Below are 14,366 nucleotides of genomic sequence, written 5' to 3' on the forward strand. Positions count from 1 at the left end.
TGATGCCTGGTTTGTCGAGCATCGCTGCCAATACTAACGCCATCGAACCTAAGCGAGCAGCCATCGCCGACTTCCTCGGCCGCCTGAAAAAGGCCAGGGCCTGGGTACAGGCGAACAAGGAAACCTACGCAGATCTTTGGGCCAAAAAAGCCAATCTGGACCAAACCGTGTCACGCCACTGGATCGGCCAAGCCGACATGAGCGTAGGCCCGGTGGATTCAGAAGCAGCGGCGGACTACCAGGACACAGCTGATTTCCTCGTACAAACCGGGGCTCTGCCCAAGCCGTTCGACACCAAAACCGTCATCGATACCTCGTTCAAGGACGCGTTCAACTGAAGGTTGGCAGGTCGATTGTTTTAACTCATGCCGCTCATAGCAAAAACTGGTCATTAAACGATCACCATCTGAAGACCCGCTTGGTGAATGGCCCTCAGCCAGTTATCCACAGACATATTCACGTTTTCCGTGGACAACTTTTGTAACGGCAAGCGTTGACATTTATTGCAAGGGGCAAAACAAGAAATGACGCACAACAAACAGAAATGGTTACTGACGGCGGCCTTACTCGGCCTCGTCAGCCTCAACAATGCCTTCGCCCAAAACGATCCTGCGTACCCGGAGCAACTGCGCATCGGCTACCAAAAAGGCAACAGCCTGGTGGTGTTGAAAAACCGCGGAACGCTGGAAAAGACCCTATCCCCTCGTGGGGTAAAAGTCATTTGGCGTGAGTTCGCGTTCGGACCGCCGCTGGTCGAGGGCATCAACAGCGGTGACATCGACATTGGGTTCGTTGGTGCAACACCGCCGGTCATCGCACAAGCCGGCGCAGCGCCAGATGTCACCTATGTCGGTTACAGCGAACCCTATCAGGACAACTACGCGATCCTCGTGCCGAAAACCTCAACCGCCAAGAGCGTGGTCGATTTGAAAGGGCAACGCATCGCCGTGGCCAAAGGATCAGCTGGACAGTACCTGCTCATCGCAGCGCTAGAACAGGCCAACCTCAAGCTGACGGATGTCGATGAAGCCTATCTGGGCTACAGCGAAGGCCGCGCCGCCTTTGAACGTGGCGATGTCCAAGCCTGGGTGGTGCCCGATCCGCGGCTGGCTGACACCGAACTGTCCAGCGGCGCACGCCCTTTGGTCACCGCGCGCACGCTCCCAGCGCAGTACAGCTTCTACATCGCGCCGCGTCCATTTGCCAAACGCTACCCCGAGACACTCGCTGTGGTGCTTCGAGAGCTGGTTGCCACCGAGACTTACGCGAAGGGCCACATCGATGAAATCGCCCAGTTGCTCAGTGACGACACCAAAGTCCCGATAACTGTCTGGCAACGCGCCCTCGCCCGCCAACCCTGGGGCGTACATTTTCCGTTAAGCGAAAAAGTCATTGCCGGCCAGCAACAGGTTGCCGATGCATTTTTCCGCAATCAGCTGATTCCCAAACCCGTGCATGTAGCCGACGCTGTGGTCAATCTGGAGAACGCTCAATGAGCCGACAATTGCATTTGGGCGCTTTCCTCATGGGCGTCGGCCATCACGCCTCCGCCTGGCGCCTGCCTGAGGCGGACCCCTCGCAACTGACGCGTCCGGGCTGGTACAAAGCATTGGCGCAAACGGCTGAGCGAGGCAAATTCGACTACGTGTTTTTCGCTGACCGCCTGGCCTTGTCCGATCGTTACGGCAACGACCTGCAAACCAGCGTGCGCTATCTCGCCAGCCCGCGCCTGGACCCGGTGGCGTTGCTCGGTCTGCTGGCCGGGGCTACCTCGCACATCGGCCTGGCGGCTACGGCCTCTACCACCTTCAATGACCCTTACGCACTGGCTCGTACTTTCGCAACGCTGGACCACCTCAGCGAAGGCCGGATCGGCTGGAACATCGTCACGTCCACCAACGACGGCGAAGCCCTGAACTTCAGTCGCGAACCGATCCTTGATCACGAAGTGCGCTATCGCCGTGCCCGAGAATTCGTCGAACTGGCCGTTGGCCTGTGGGACAGCTGGGAAGATGGTGCGTTGATCCACGACAAAGCCAACGGCGAGTTCGCCAACCCGGACCGCGTTCACTACCTCAATCACAGTGGCGAGTTCTTCGACGTACGTGGGCCACTCAACGTGCCACGCTCGCCCCAGGGTCGCCCGGTACTGATTCAGGCGGGCTCCTCCGATACCGGACAGGACTTCGCCGCCAGCGTCGCCGATGTCATTTTCACCGCTCAACCAAATCTTGAAAAAGCCCAGGACTTTTACCGCACAGTTAATCAACGCCTGTTGGCGCAGGGTCGCGCTGCCGGTTCCTTGAGGATCATGCCCGGAGTGATGCCATTCGTCGGTCGCAGTCGCGATGAGGCGCAGGCACGCTTTGCCGAACTTGAGGAGAACGTGCATCCGCTGGCAGGTCTGGCATTGCTGTCTGACAGCATGAACCATGACCTGTCGGCCTATCCCCTCGACGAACCGCTGCCTGATGTGCAGAACATTCGTGGCAATCAAAGCCGCTTCAAGCTGGTTCAGGAACTCTCACAACGCGAAGGCCTGACCTTGCGCCAACTGGGCAAGCGCTTTGGTGGCAGCCGTTCGCACCGGGTACTGGCCGGCACTGCCATCCAGATTACCGACGATTTGCAGCAATGGTTCGAAAGCCAGGCCTGCGACGGTTTCAACGTCATGCCGCCGTACTTGCCCGACGGGCTGAATGATTTCGTCGATCAGGTGGTACCGCAGTTGCAGCGGCGCGGGCTGTTCAGAACCGAGTATCAGGGCACGACATTGCGCGAGCATCTGGGACTGGCGCGGCCGGTGAGTCAGTTTACCGAGGTGCAATGATGTCGAGCGCGGTGAGCAGCACAGCATCGAAACGTTGACGGGTCACGCTCGATCATCAGCGTGACGTGGGGTTGATCAGTGACGTGAGCACATGATCAGCCCACACACCGTTGATCTTCAGGTACGCACGCGCCAGGCCTTCGCGCTCAAAGCCCAGCGCTGTGAGGACACGCGCACTGCGCTCATTCTCGGGCAGGTAATTGGCCATGATCCGATGCAGTCCAAGGTCCTTGAACACGTAACCGATACCTGCACGTAACGCCTCGGTCATCATGCCCTGGCCCTGAACGTGGGCAGCGAGCGAATAACCAAGGTGACCGGCTTGAAAGACACCGAGCACGATGTTGCTGAAATTGCATTCACCAACCAGTTGACCAGGGCTGCCATCGGCTTCGTGCGCCAACACCAGCAGGTGCAAGGCTCGACCCGCGAGCCGCTCCTGCTCAATGTAGTGAACCCTTTGCTCGATAGCCGACAACGCGAAAAAACCAGCGGAGCGCAACGGCTGCCAAGGCTGCAGATGATGCCGATTCACGATGTAGTAATGCTGAATCGCCATTGCATCCGATGGCTGAGGAGGACGCAGAGTCAGGCGTTCGGTCGTAAGTTGGATCAGCATCGGGTCAGCCATGATGTCCATCGGCGGCGCTCCAGCACAGAATGATTGAAGAGGTCGGCACCGGCATCATGCTTCACAAAAGGCCCACTGCAAACGCAACGCTGAGTTTGAGGATAATCATCACGCCCATCAATATCGTTAATAGCCACCATGAATCCGTGTTTCTTTTGGTTCCTCGTCAGGTGAGTAAGATAGCCAGCACCCCCCCACCTCACCGGATTGCTCGCTATGCTCATTCATGCCCTCAACGTCGTTGCTCTCACCGCTGTCACTCTGTATGCCGTCAATCGTTACTTCTTCTTCGCTGACCTGGTAAAAGCTGCAACCATTGAAACGGAATTCTAAGCGCTTTATCTTTCACGCCTTCGACCTGCGCAATTTCGATCACTGCCGCACGTTCGAGAGAGTTATGCGCAATCGCATAACTTATGGAGAATGTTATTGCATTTATAGTAAAGCGAATCGTTCTTACTTGAAGGCTTCATTGGCGGGCATTCGTCGAATAGCTCTTGCGCAGTCTTTCCATTTTGTCACTCGCCGTTCACCATACGCGCCTCGCCGTTAAGGGAACGTTGACTGTGCGGTCTGTCAGTACAGCAATCAAACGGTCATCTCAACGTTTGCGTTATCCAAATACCCTTTGCCGTGGCGAACGTTGCAACTGGCTTCTACAGTCAGGTCTCCTAAATAGTTTCAGGATGAAATTGATGCGCTTTTTATTGATGACAAGTTCGCTTTCTTTGTTATTGGCAGGTTGTGGTTCTACCCCGAACAACCCCTCAGTCGATCTGGATACCCAAAAAACGCCGGCCAACTATGTTGCCTGTGTTTTTCCGAAATGGCAGAAAGCCAAGCCCGATGCAACGCTCACCGAGAGCAAGGGGCACTACAAGATTCTGGTCGCCAGCAAAGTTGCCGCCGATGAAATTCTTGAGGTCTACAAAGGCAATCCCAATACACGCGTGTTTCTGTACCAACGCGCCCCCCTCTCAGCGCTGGTACACAGCCCCCTGGAGAGCGCCGCGCGGGACTGTCTGTAAAGCGCGACTCTGTATCGACCCCCTCTGAAACGCCTTGCCTGCGCGAGGCCAACGATTGCCCCCCAATGCGCTATAACACGTGAGCGCGACGCGTTTATTCCATCATGTTTTGTCATTAAATAATGGCTTGTTGGTGTTGGACGAGAGCTCACTTCTTTCCTATTCTCAGCAGCGTTTTACGCAGGCTGACTGCGATTGCATCGGGCTTCATCCCGGATGCCGTCGTCAGCAGCTAATTGAATAATCCCGACACTATTCTCGAGACAATTATGAAACCCCATCTCTGGCTCGGCCTTCTCGGCACCCTGTCATTAGGCGCACATGCCGCGTCTCTTGAAGTTCCTGTCAATCTGGTCAGTGCCGACGGCGCGCCCAAGGCCGTTGGTCAAGTGACCATCAGCGAAACAACCTACGGCTTGCTGTTCACGCCGGATCTGAAATCTCTACCGGCGGGCGTACACGGTTTTCATGTCCACGAAAATGGCAGTTGCGAGGCTGGCACCAAAGACGGTGTGAAAGTCGCCGCACTCGCCGCAGGCGGCCACTTCGACCCCGCCAAGACCGGCAAGCATCTGGGCCCGTATGCTGACGGCCATTTAGGTGACCTGCCAGCGATCTACGTGACTGCCGATGGTGTGGCCAATTATCCGGTGCTTGCCCCGCGCCTGAAAACAATTGCGCAAATCAAAGGCCATGCGCTGATGATTCATGCTGGCGCCGACAACCACTCCGACATGCCCAAGCCTCTGGGTGGTGGCGGTGATCGAATGGCCTGCGGCGTGATCTGATCTGCAGCCAGTTCGGGCAAACAACGATCAGTGAGGGTGCCAGTTGGGCCCTCGCTGCGTTTGCACGCTTTGCTGGTCGCCCTGCAAAGCTTGCACTGCAACAACTTCAAGCTTTTACATCACAGCGTTTGCTTTCCCTACCATACGCCGTAGAAAATGCCTGTCATGCGTGAGCGTCACGAGCGTTCACAGTTCTAATGCCACCCGCCTTTACCGGCCAGGTGACATCGCTTTCAGGGAATTCAGAATGGCTTCAAGACACGTAATCAACGCTTCGGTCAGCCCCAAAGGCAGCCTGGAAACACTGTCACAACGAGAAGTACAGCAACTGAGCGAAGCAGGTTCGGGCAGCATCTATAACCTGTTCCGCCAATGCGCACTGGCGATTCTCAATACCGGCGCCCACGTCGATAACGCCAAGACCATCCTTGAGGCCTACAAAGACTTCGAAGTCCGCATTCACCAGCAAGACCGTGGCGTGCGCCTCGAACTGCTCAATGCGCCAGCCGATGCATTCGTCGACGGCGAGATGATCGCCAGCACCCGGGAAATGCTGTTCAGCGCGCTGCGCGACATCGTCTACACCGAAAGCGAGCTGGACAGCCAGCGTATCGACCTGAGCAGCTCTCAAGGCATCACCGACTACGTTTTCCACCTGTTGCGCAACGCCCGCACCTTGCGTGCCGGTGTCGAGCCGAAAATGGTGGTCTGCTGGGGTGGTCACTCGATCAACACCGAAGAATACAAATACACCAAAAAGGTCGGCCACGAGCTGGGCCTGCGCAAGCTGGACATCTGCACCGGGTGCGGCCCGGGCGTGATGAAGGGCCCGATGAAAGGCGCAACCATCGCGCACGCCAAGCAACGGATCAACGGCGGTCGTTATCTGGGGCTGACCGAACCTGGCATCATCGCCGCCGAAGCACCGAACCCGATCGTCAATGAGTTGGTGATCCTGCCGGATATCGAGAAGCGCCTGGAAGCCTTCGTCCGGGTCGGCCACGGCATTATCATTTTCCCTGGCGGTGCTGGCACGGCGGAAGAGTTTCTGTACCTGCTGGGCATTCTGATGCACCCGGACAACGAGGGGCTGCCGTTCCCGGTCATTCTCACCGGCCCCAAAAGCACGGCGCCTTACCTGCAACAGTTACACGCGTTTGTCGGCGCGACCCTTGGCGAACAAGCGCAGCGTCACTATGAAATCATCATCGACGACCCCGCCCAAGTGGCGCGGCAAATGACCGAAGGCCTGAAGACCGTCCGCCAGTTCCGCCGCGAGCGCAACGACGCATTCCACTTCAACTGGATGCTAAAGATCGAAGAAGGCTTCCAGCGCCCCTTCGATCCGACCCACGCCAATATGGCGAGCCTGCAACTGCACCGTGGCCTGCCGCCCCATGAATTGGCGGCTAATCTGCGCCGCGCATTCTCAGGCATCGTGGCCGGTAACGTGAAGGACAAGGGCATCCGCCTGATCGAAGAGCACGGCCCGTACGAAATCCATGGTGACGCTGCGGTGATGCAACCGCTGGACAAATTACTGCAAGCCTTCGTCGAACAGCACCGCATGAAACTGCCGGGCGGTGCGGCGTATGAGCCGTGCTATCGGGTGGTTTCCTGATCGCTGGCTGACTCAAAGTCAGTTGGCGAGGCTTACCCACGAAAAGGATCGCCCACCGGTGATGCACCTGCCGCAAACTTCAAGGAGTTCCATGATCCAGATCCGCCCGATGACCGTTGACGATTTCGAGACTTTCTGGCCGACGTTTCAGGCAGTGATCGTCGCTCAGCAAACCTACGCCTACGATCCGGCCCTGACTCAGGAGCAGGCTCGGCATTTGTGGCTGGACGTGCCGCTGCACACGCTGATCGCCGAAGAAGACGGCCTGTTGCTCGGCAGTTATTACCTAAAGGCCAACGCATCGGGCCCCGGTAAGCATGTGAGCAACTGCGGCTACATGGTCACCGAAGCGGCGCGCGGACGCGGCGTTGCTCGCTTGATGTGCGAACACTCGCAACAGCTGGCGCGCGAACAAGGCTTTGAGGCCATGCAATTCAATTCAGTGGTTGCAACCAACGAAGTGGCGGTCGCGCTGTGGCAAAAGCTTGGTTTCGAAGTAGTCGGTCGACTGCCCCGCGCGTATCGCCACGGACAACTGGGCCTGGTGGATTGCCTGGTGATGTACAAATGGCTGACTCAAGTACCGCCGTCACGCAAAGCCAAGACGCCGTTATTGATCGGCCGCAAGAACATCGAATCGGTAATTTCACGTCCGCGCCGCGAAGGCCGTAAGCCCATCTGAGGCTGCATACATTCGGCTGCGGGCGCACCTTGGCGCTTTTCATTCGCGTGAACGGCGCTTTCCCACTTGCCGGATTGCCATCTCTCTACGATCCTGTATGCACGGCCCCATCAGCGCATGGGGCCGCCCTGACCAATAAGCGCCGGAGAGGCCAGCATGAAGACCGTAGCCGAACTACTGAAGCTCAAAGCCCATCACCACGGGGAAGTACATACCGTTGCGCCCGAGCACATGGTCATCGACGCCCTCAAACTCATGGCCGAGAAAAATATTGGTGCGGTGCCTGTGATCAGCAATGGTCGTGTGGTTGGCATCCTCAGTGAACGGGACTATGCCCGCAAACTGGTGCTCAAGGGCCTGTCGTCCATCGGTACACCGGTCAGCGAGATCATGACCCGCGAAGTCAGAACCGTGGATCGCCACCACACGCTGGATAAATGCATGGGCATCATGACCGACATGCGCCTGCGTCACCTGCCCGTGGTCGACGAAGGCAAACTGATCGGCCTGCTGTCCATTGGCGACCTGGTCAAAGAAGCCATCGCCGAACAAGCCGAACTGATCAAAACCATGGAACAGTACATACGCGGTGAGATTTCCTGATCGCATGGCATCAACAGCACGAAGGCCGATAGCGTTCGTCGAGCACGTCGCCAGCAAAACGCTTAACAACACATCCAAATGACCAGGGGAATTGCCGTGGGAGGGAACTTAAGCCCACCAGTTCCCCAGCCACTTTCATAAAAATGATCTGCCCACGACTCTGTATTGGGCGCTCGCCGATTTGACGTCGCTCGTCACTTTCACCAAGCTACCGAGTTCGATTTACCTTTCAGGAAATGTCCTGCGTGATGAAGCCAAGCCTGCACTGGCGCCGTTTTTTGTTTTGCGTCGCTCCCTTGATCGCCCTCCTTGCTGCCTGCGATGGCGGCGGGCCCAAGCCAAAGCCATCTGAAGTAACAACGTATGTGAGCGTCGAGTGGGACAAGCTGCCCGCTGTCAGCGATCAGGATCTACTTGCCGGTTACCGTAGCTGGTTTTCCGCCTGTAAACGCCTGTCCAAGGACCCCGTCTGGGGCGGCACGTGCGCGGCAGCGGCGCAGGTCCCGCTTGACCCTGTCGCGATTCGTGACTTCCTCAAAAACCAACTTCAGGTCTACAGCTTGCGCTCCTCCGAGCATGGCGCCACCGGCCTGATTACCGGCTATTACGAGCCCATCTATGCCGGCAGCGAACAGCGCGACGACGCGCACACCGTGCCGATTTACGGCGTGCCGGATGACCTGATCATCGTCAATCTCGACAGCATCTACCCAGAACTCAAAGGCAAACGCCTGCGTGGTCGTCTGGAAGGGCGGGTCCTGCGTCCTTATGACGATGCCGCCACCATCGGACAAAAAGGCGCCAATGCCCCGGTATTGGCGTGGCTGGGCTATCCGATGGACCTGCAATTTTTGCAGATTCAGGGCTCCGGACGTGTTCAGTTGGAAAACGGCCGCCAAATGCGTATCGCTTACGCCGATCAGAACGGCTACCCGTACAAACCCATTGGTCGCTGGCTGGTTGAGCAAGGTCAATTGAAGAAAGACGAAGTGTCCATGGGCAAGATCCGCGCCTGGGCCGTCGCCAATCCCGACAAAGTGCCGGAACTGCTGGGCAGCAACCCAAGCTATGTGTTCTTCACCCTGCGTCCGGACAGCGACGAAGGCCCGCGCGGCTCACTCAACGTTCCGCTGACCGCCGGCTACAGCGTGGCCATCGACCGCAAAGTGATTCCCCTCGGCAGCCTATTGTGGCTGTCGTCGACACGTCCCGATGGCAGCCCACTCACACGGCCGGTCGCCGCACAAGACACCGGCGGAGCGATTGCTGGCGAAGTCCGCGCGGATATGTTCTGGGGCACCGGTGATGCGGCAGGCGAACTGGCGGGCAACATGAAACAGCAAGGACAGATCTGGATGTTGTGGCCCAAAGGCGCTGCCCTGCCCAACACCAACAGCCACTCTAATCCCTAACCAAGAGCAGTGAGTGCTACCCCGTGAAAATCGAACAGGTTTTACTCAAGGGAAACACCGTCGAACTGCACCCATTGCAAGCCGAACATGCCGTGCAGTTGGTGCAAGCTGCTGAAGACGGCGAATTATGGAACATGAAGGTCACGGTTATTCCCGGCCATGACACTGCCGATGCATACATCGCCAAAGCATTGGAAGGCAGACAGGCTGGCACGGTCATGCCGTTTGTCATCGTTCAGCGCGAAACCGGCCAGATCGTCGGCAGCACGCGTTTCTGGAAGATCGATCGCAGCAATCGCAAACTGGAAATCGGCCACACCTGGCTGAGCCAATCAGTGCAGCGCTCGGGCCTGAATACCGAGATGAAATACCTGCTGCTGAGCTACGCCTTCGAGGTGATGAACTGTGTGCGCGTGCAATTGACCACTGACGAGCTCAATGAGAAATCCCGCGCCGCCATCCTGCGCATCGGTGCTAAACAGGAAGGTATCGTGCGCCACGAACGGATCATGCCTGACGGGCGCAAGCGAAACTCCGTACGCTTCAGCATCATCGACACCGAATGGCCCGAAGTGAAGGCGATGCTATTGGGCAAGATGAGGCAACGCTGAGTCGCTGTGGACTATGCTGATCAGTGTCGTCCCGACTTACATCCAGAGAACAGCCATGAACTACTTCCTCGCCCAGGCGTTTAACAATCTCTGGGCCAACCACCGGCTGTTGACCGCCTGTGAAGCCTTGAGCGAAGCCGAGTACAAAGCGCCGAGGACCGGCTTTTTCCCTTCGATACAACACACGCTGTGCCACATTCTCGATGTCGACGATTACTACTTGGCCGTCCTGTCAGGCGATCTGGCCGGGCAGGATCTATCCTCTTGTTCAACCAGAACCTTTCTTGAAGTAGCGGCACAACAGCGCACAACCGACCGCCTGTTGGTTAAATTCTGCAAAGGAGTCGTTTGCGAAGAGGCTGCCCGAGAGGTGAAGCTCAATCGTGCCGAAGGCATGTTTGAAGAGCGCATTGACCGCATCCTGCTGCACTTATTCGAGCACCAGATCCATCACCGTGGTCAGGTTCACACGATGCTCGCGGGGACCAGCGTCCCGCCGCCGCAACTGGACGAGTTTTTTCTGAAGGCAGATGGACGATTTCGGGAAGAGGAAATGCGCGTGCTGGGGCTGAGCGAGCACGACGTGTGGCAGTAACGGGCGCAACATCAATCTCGCTGCGCCCGCACTCACACATCAGTGAGCCGATTGATCAAGCCATCAGATGCTCGTACAGAATGGTCGTCCCAACCAGCATCAGCACTACACCGCCGACGATTTCCGCCCGCTTGCCCACGACCGTTCCCAATACCCGGCCGAGCATCACGCCGAGGGTCACCATGGTCATCGTCGCCGCGCCAATGGCCGCAGCTGCGACGAAGATGTCTACGTCAACAAAGGCGAGGCCGACACCCACCGCCAGCGCGTCAATGCTGGTGGCGAAGGCTGTGACAGCGAGAATCATGAAGGAATGCTGGGTGGGCTTTTGCTCCTCGCCTTCTTCGTGCTTCAACCCGTTGTAGATCATGTGCAGGCCCAGAATCAGCAGCAGCGTGAAGGCAATCCAATGATCCCAGTTTTCGACGAAGCGCGTTGCAGCCTGACCAATGGCCCAGCCGATAAGGGGCGTGATGGCTTCAATCACACCGAAAATCAAACCGGTACGCAGGGCTTCGATGAAACGAGGTTTGTGCAGGCTTGAGCCTTTGCCGATGGCCGCCGCGAAGGCGTCCGTAGACATAGCCAGGGCGAGGAAAATCAGGGAAATGGGATTCACGGTTACATCCAGTCGGGCTATGAGTCAACGACACATCCACACGCCCGACTTTAGGCATGGAAGTGTCGCTGGTCTCACCAACCGAAAACGGTGTTCGCACCACGGCATGCTGCCGAGAATGTTGATACGAACGCTTCCGAGATCACTCAGAAGCAGGCTACTCCCCAACGAAGGTGCGCAGTCTAGACACAGTTGTGTGAAAAAAACATTAATAACTGCGTGGGCCGGGTAATCGTCGCTAGCCCGGACGCGATTCTTTGTTGAGCCGACGCGCTCACGCGAGGGTTATGCGAACAAGCACAGTCCCTCAAAACAACCCCAACTGCCCACCCACCAGCTTCCCGAAATCGTCCTGCACGAACGGCAATATGGCATCCGCCACTGGCTGTAGTTGGCGGGTGATGTAATGGTCGTAATCAATCGGCGCGGTACGGATTTCCAGCGGCTCCGGGCCGGCCACAGTGATCACGTAGCTGATCCAGCCGCGATTCTGGTACTGCAGCGGGCGGCCCTGCTTGCGGTTGTATTCATCGGCCATGCGGGCCGCGCGGACATGCGGTGGGACGTTGCGTTCGTAGTCGTCCAGTGAACGGCGCAGGCGTTTACGGTAGATCAACTGGTGGTCGAGTTCGCCCGCCAGGGTACGGCGCACGGTGTCGCGAACGTAATCCTGATAATCACGGCGGTTGAAGATGCGCAGGTAGAGTTCCTGTTGAAATTCGCGCGCCAGGGGCGACCAGTCAGTGCGCACGGTTTCAAGGCCCTTGTAGACCATTTCATCCTCGCCATTGGCACGCGTAACCAGACCGGCGTAGCGTTTCTTGCTGCCCTCCTCCGCGCCTCGAATGGTCGGCATCAGAAAACGCTTGAAGTGAGTTTCAAACTGCAACTCCAGCGCGCTTTCCAGGCCGAACGTCTGGTGCAGATGCTCACACCACCAGCCGTTGACGTGCGTCACCAACGCCTTGCCGATTTGCGCCGCCTCCTCTTGCCCATGCGCGCGCTTGAGCCAGACAAACGTGGAGTCAGTGTCGCCGTAGATCACCTCATAGCCCTGGCCTTCGATCAACGTGCGCGTCTGGCGCATGATCTCGTGGCCGCGCAAGGTGATCGACGAGGCCAAACGTGTGTCGAAAAAGCGGCAACCGCTGGAACCCAATACGCCGTAGAAGGCGTTCATGATGATTTTCAGCGCTTGCGAGAGCGGCGCGTTGTGTTCGCGCTTGGCCGCTTCGCGTCCTTCGGCCACCCGCGCGACAATCGCCGGTAAGCAATGCCGGGTGCGAGAAAAACGTGCGCCGCGAAAGCCCGGCACCGTGTCCGCATCGTCTGTTTGCCGCAGGCCTTCCACCAAGCCCACCGGATCAATAAGAAAAGTGCGAATGATCGACGGGTACAGGCTCTTGTAGTCGAGCACCAGCACCGATTCATAGAGGCCGGGACGCGAATCCATGACGAAACCGCCAGGGCTGGCTTCGGGCATGCGCTCGCCGAGGTTCGGCGCCACAAAACCCTGGCGGTGCATCAGCGGCATGTACAGATGCTCGAAGGCTGCAACTGAGCCGCCGCTGCGGTCGGCGGGCAAACCGGTCACTGTGGCGCGCTCAAGCAAAAACGTCAGCAGCTCGGTCTTGTGGAAAATCCGCGTGACCAACTCGCAATCCTTGAGGTTGTAAGTGGCCAGCGCTGGCTTGTCCTCGGCGAACATGCGGTTGATCTCGTCCATGCGCTGATACGGATTGTCGATAGCCTTGCCTTCGCCCAATAGGGTTTGCGCGACGTTCTCCAGGCTGAACGACGGGAAGCTCCAGGTCGCCGAACGCAGCCCTTCGATGCCATCGATGATCAGGCGCCCTGCAACCGATGCGAAAAAGTGGCTGTTTTTCGCGCCATGTTCACGCCAGCCCATGACTTCCCCGCCGCGCCCCAGATGCAACGGCACCTGCAAACGTTGCGAATGCTCGTGCAAAATCCGTAGGTCGAACTGCACCAGATTCCAGCCGATGATCGCGTCCGGGTCGTGCAATGCCATCCATTGGTTCAGACGCTCCAGCAGCACTGTGCGGCTGTCGCAGTATTCAAGCTTGAAATCTACCCGCGCATCATCGCCATTGGCCGGCCCGAGCATGTACACCTGACGTTCACCGCAGCCTTGCAGTGCAATGGAGTACAGCTCGCCACGCTCGGTGGTCTCGATGTCCAGGGAGCACAGTTTCAAGGTGGGACGGTAGTCAGGCGCGGGCTTGAGTTGCGCGTCAAGTAACAGGCCATCTGCATCGGGCGTACCGCTGAACTGCACGGGTGCGGTGATGAAGCGCTCCATCAGGTAGCGCTCGGGAGGGCGCACATCAGCCTCGTAAATGTCGACCCCGGCTTTGCGTAAATCCTTCTCCAGGTTCATCAATTGACGATGCTGACGGGTATACAACCCCAACACCGGACGGTGGCGAAAATCGCACAGCTGCAGCGGCTTGAGTTCGACGTCACGCTCTTTACGCAGCACCGCTTCGGCACGCTCGCGGTGGATCTCGGGGATGAACGCCACAGAGGTCTGATAAGGCAGGCGAACACGCCTGGGACCGTTGTCGGTCGCCAGCCAGAATTCGACTTGCGTACCTGCGCCGGTGTCACGCCAATGCCGGGTCAGGACGAAGCCCTGCTGTAAGTCCACCGCTGCAACCTCACAAAGCTGATTTCAAGGGGGTAATTCTACGGTTATCCCCCTCGGAAAGCGCGCAGGCATATCGATAAGAACAGATCCGAACAACAGGTGGATCTACCGAGCATCGCCCCAAGGCTTTACCACACGGCAGTGCAGATGATGACGGCGTCTAACACTGCCGCGGCGGCGTAAACATGCGTGTTTATTGGGCTGTTTACCGTCCTGCACAGGCACCCGGCTATTTGATACTGGACAGCGTCGCCGCGCTCGGTGAACCTTAGCGC

The 14,366-nt window shown here is 57.9% G+C and carries 13 protein-coding genes, 1 pseudogene and 1 riboswitch; of the genes and pseudogenes, 11 read left to right on the forward strand and 3 right to left on the reverse strand.

Translation table 11 applies throughout. From position 1 onward, the window contains the following. The 3 genes and pseudogenes from VGC62_RS00660 to VGC62_RS00670 all read left to right on the forward strand — a co-directional run. Positions 1-338 (forward strand): annotated as a pseudogene (locus tag VGC62_RS00660) (ABC transporter substrate-binding protein); the annotation flags it as partial. A gap of 186 nt (positions 339-524) precedes the next feature. Continuing rightward, positions 525-1,496: an aliphatic sulfonate ABC transporter substrate-binding protein gene (locus VGC62_RS00665; protein ID WP_331185177.1), complete on the forward strand. Its 972-nt coding sequence runs from the start codon at positions 525-527 to the stop codon at positions 1,494-1,496. Further along, positions 1,493-2,830: an LLM class flavin-dependent oxidoreductase gene (locus tag VGC62_RS00670; RefSeq protein WP_331185178.1), complete on the forward strand. Its 1,338-nt coding sequence runs from the start codon at positions 1,493-1,495 to the stop codon at positions 2,828-2,830. Before VGC62_RS00665 ends, VGC62_RS00670 begins: the two co-directional genes overlap by 4 nt. 55 nt (positions 2,831-2,885) lie before the next feature. On the opposite strand, the gene VGC62_RS00675 is transcribed toward VGC62_RS00670, so the two are convergent. Beyond that, complete coding sequence (locus VGC62_RS00675) at positions 2,886-3,470, reverse strand: GNAT family N-acetyltransferase (protein WP_331185179.1); 585 nt, start codon at positions 3,468-3,470, stop codon at positions 2,886-2,888. Positions 3,471-4,147: 677 nt separating this feature from the next. Here VGC62_RS00675 and VGC62_RS00680 point away from each other — a divergent pair. The 8 genes from VGC62_RS00680 (at position 4,148) to VGC62_RS00715 (ending at position 10,801) form a co-directional block, all read left to right on the forward strand. Next, on the forward strand, positions 4,148-4,489 hold the full coding sequence (locus VGC62_RS00680) for a hypothetical protein (protein WP_331185180.1): 342 nt from the start codon (positions 4,148-4,150) through the stop codon (positions 4,487-4,489). A 269-nt stretch (positions 4,490-4,758) separates the two neighbouring features. Continuing rightward, the gene (gene sodC / locus VGC62_RS00685; protein WP_331185181.1) at positions 4,759-5,277 is read left to right on the forward strand and encodes a superoxide dismutase [Cu-Zn] SodC; all 519 of its coding nucleotides are present in this window, start codon (positions 4,759-4,761) and stop codon (positions 5,275-5,277) included. A 247-nt stretch (positions 5,278-5,524) separates the two neighbouring features. Beyond that, positions 5,525-6,898 carry a nucleotide 5'-monophosphate nucleosidase PpnN gene (gene ppnN / locus VGC62_RS00690; protein WP_331185182.1) on the forward strand — a complete coding sequence of 458 codons (1,374 nt, stop codon included), beginning with the start codon at positions 5,525-5,527 and terminating at the stop codon, positions 6,896-6,898. 91 nt (positions 6,899-6,989) lie between these two features. Next, positions 6,990-7,580 carry an N-acetyltransferase gene (locus VGC62_RS00695; protein WP_331185213.1) on the forward strand — a complete coding sequence of 197 codons (591 nt, stop codon included), beginning with the start codon at positions 6,990-6,992 and terminating at the stop codon, positions 7,578-7,580. Positions 7,581-7,736: 156 nt separating this feature from the next. Then, a complete protein-coding gene (locus VGC62_RS00700; RefSeq protein ID WP_331185183.1) occupies positions 7,737-8,183 on the forward strand; it encodes a CBS domain-containing protein in 447 nt (148 codons plus the stop codon). Between the two features lie 248 nt (positions 8,184-8,431). Beyond that, on the forward strand, positions 8,432-9,595 hold the full coding sequence (locus VGC62_RS00705; protein ID WP_331185214.1) for a murein transglycosylase A: 1,164 nt from the start codon (positions 8,432-8,434) through the stop codon (positions 9,593-9,595). Positions 9,596-9,624: 29 nt separating this feature from the next. Continuing rightward, positions 9,625-10,206, forward strand: coding sequence for a GNAT family protein (locus VGC62_RS00710; RefSeq protein ID WP_331185215.1), 582 nt, complete (start codon positions 9,625-9,627; stop codon positions 10,204-10,206). Positions 10,207-10,261: 55 nt separating this feature from the next. Further along, positions 10,262-10,801 carry a DinB family protein gene (locus VGC62_RS00715; RefSeq protein ID WP_331185184.1) on the forward strand — a complete coding sequence of 180 codons (540 nt, stop codon included), beginning with the start codon at positions 10,262-10,264 and terminating at the stop codon, positions 10,799-10,801. Between the two features lie 55 nt (positions 10,802-10,856). On the opposite strand, the gene mntP is transcribed toward VGC62_RS00715, so the two are convergent. Both mntP and VGC62_RS00725 read right to left on the reverse strand, forming a co-directional pair. Next, complete coding sequence (gene mntP, locus VGC62_RS00720; RefSeq protein ID WP_331185185.1) at positions 10,857-11,420, reverse strand: manganese efflux pump MntP; 564 nt, start codon at positions 11,418-11,420, stop codon at positions 10,857-10,859. Further along, a riboswitch (yybP-ykoY riboswitch) is annotated at positions 11,419-11,598 on the reverse strand. It overlaps the preceding gene by 2 nt. 129 nt (positions 11,599-11,727) lie before the next feature. After that, entirely contained in the window at positions 11,728-14,091 is a 2,364-nt protein-coding gene (locus VGC62_RS00725) for a DNA polymerase II (protein ID WP_331185186.1), read from the reverse strand. Between the last annotated feature and the right edge of the window lie 275 nt (positions 14,092-14,366).

Source organism: Pseudomonas sp. (genome assembly GCF_036404235.1).
Taxonomy (GTDB): domain Bacteria; phylum Pseudomonadota; class Gammaproteobacteria; order Pseudomonadales; family Pseudomonadaceae; genus Aquipseudomonas.

What these genes read in the sequence shown, in the direction of transcription:
- VGC62_RS00680 (WP_331185180.1), top strand. Translation starts at nt 4,148, where the DNA reads ATGAAATTGATGCGCTTTTTATTGATGACAAGTTCGCTTTCTTTGTTA.
- VGC62_RS00675 (WP_331185179.1), bottom strand. Translation starts at nt 3,470, where the DNA reads ATGGACATCATGGCTGACCCGATGCTGATCCAACTTACGACCGAACGC.
- VGC62_RS00670 (WP_331185178.1), top strand. Translation starts at nt 1,493, where the DNA reads ATGAGCCGACAATTGCATTTGGGCGCTTTCCTCATGGGCGTCGGCCAT.
- VGC62_RS00695 (WP_331185213.1), top strand. Translation starts at nt 6,990, where the DNA reads ATGATCCAGATCCGCCCGATGACCGTTGACGATTTCGAGACTTTCTGG.
- sodC (WP_331185181.1), top strand. Translation starts at nt 4,759, where the DNA reads ATGAAACCCCATCTCTGGCTCGGCCTTCTCGGCACCCTGTCATTAGGC.
- VGC62_RS00715 (WP_331185184.1), top strand. Translation starts at nt 10,262, where the DNA reads ATGAACTACTTCCTCGCCCAGGCGTTTAACAATCTCTGGGCCAACCAC.
- ppnN (WP_331185182.1), top strand. Translation starts at nt 5,525, where the DNA reads ATGGCTTCAAGACACGTAATCAACGCTTCGGTCAGCCCCAAAGGCAGC.
- VGC62_RS00665 (WP_331185177.1), top strand. Translation starts at nt 525, where the DNA reads ATGACGCACAACAAACAGAAATGGTTACTGACGGCGGCCTTACTCGGC.
- VGC62_RS00700 (WP_331185183.1), top strand. Translation starts at nt 7,737, where the DNA reads ATGAAGACCGTAGCCGAACTACTGAAGCTCAAAGCCCATCACCACGGG.
- VGC62_RS00705 (WP_331185214.1), top strand. Translation starts at nt 8,432, where the DNA reads ATGAAGCCAAGCCTGCACTGGCGCCGTTTTTTGTTTTGCGTCGCTCCC.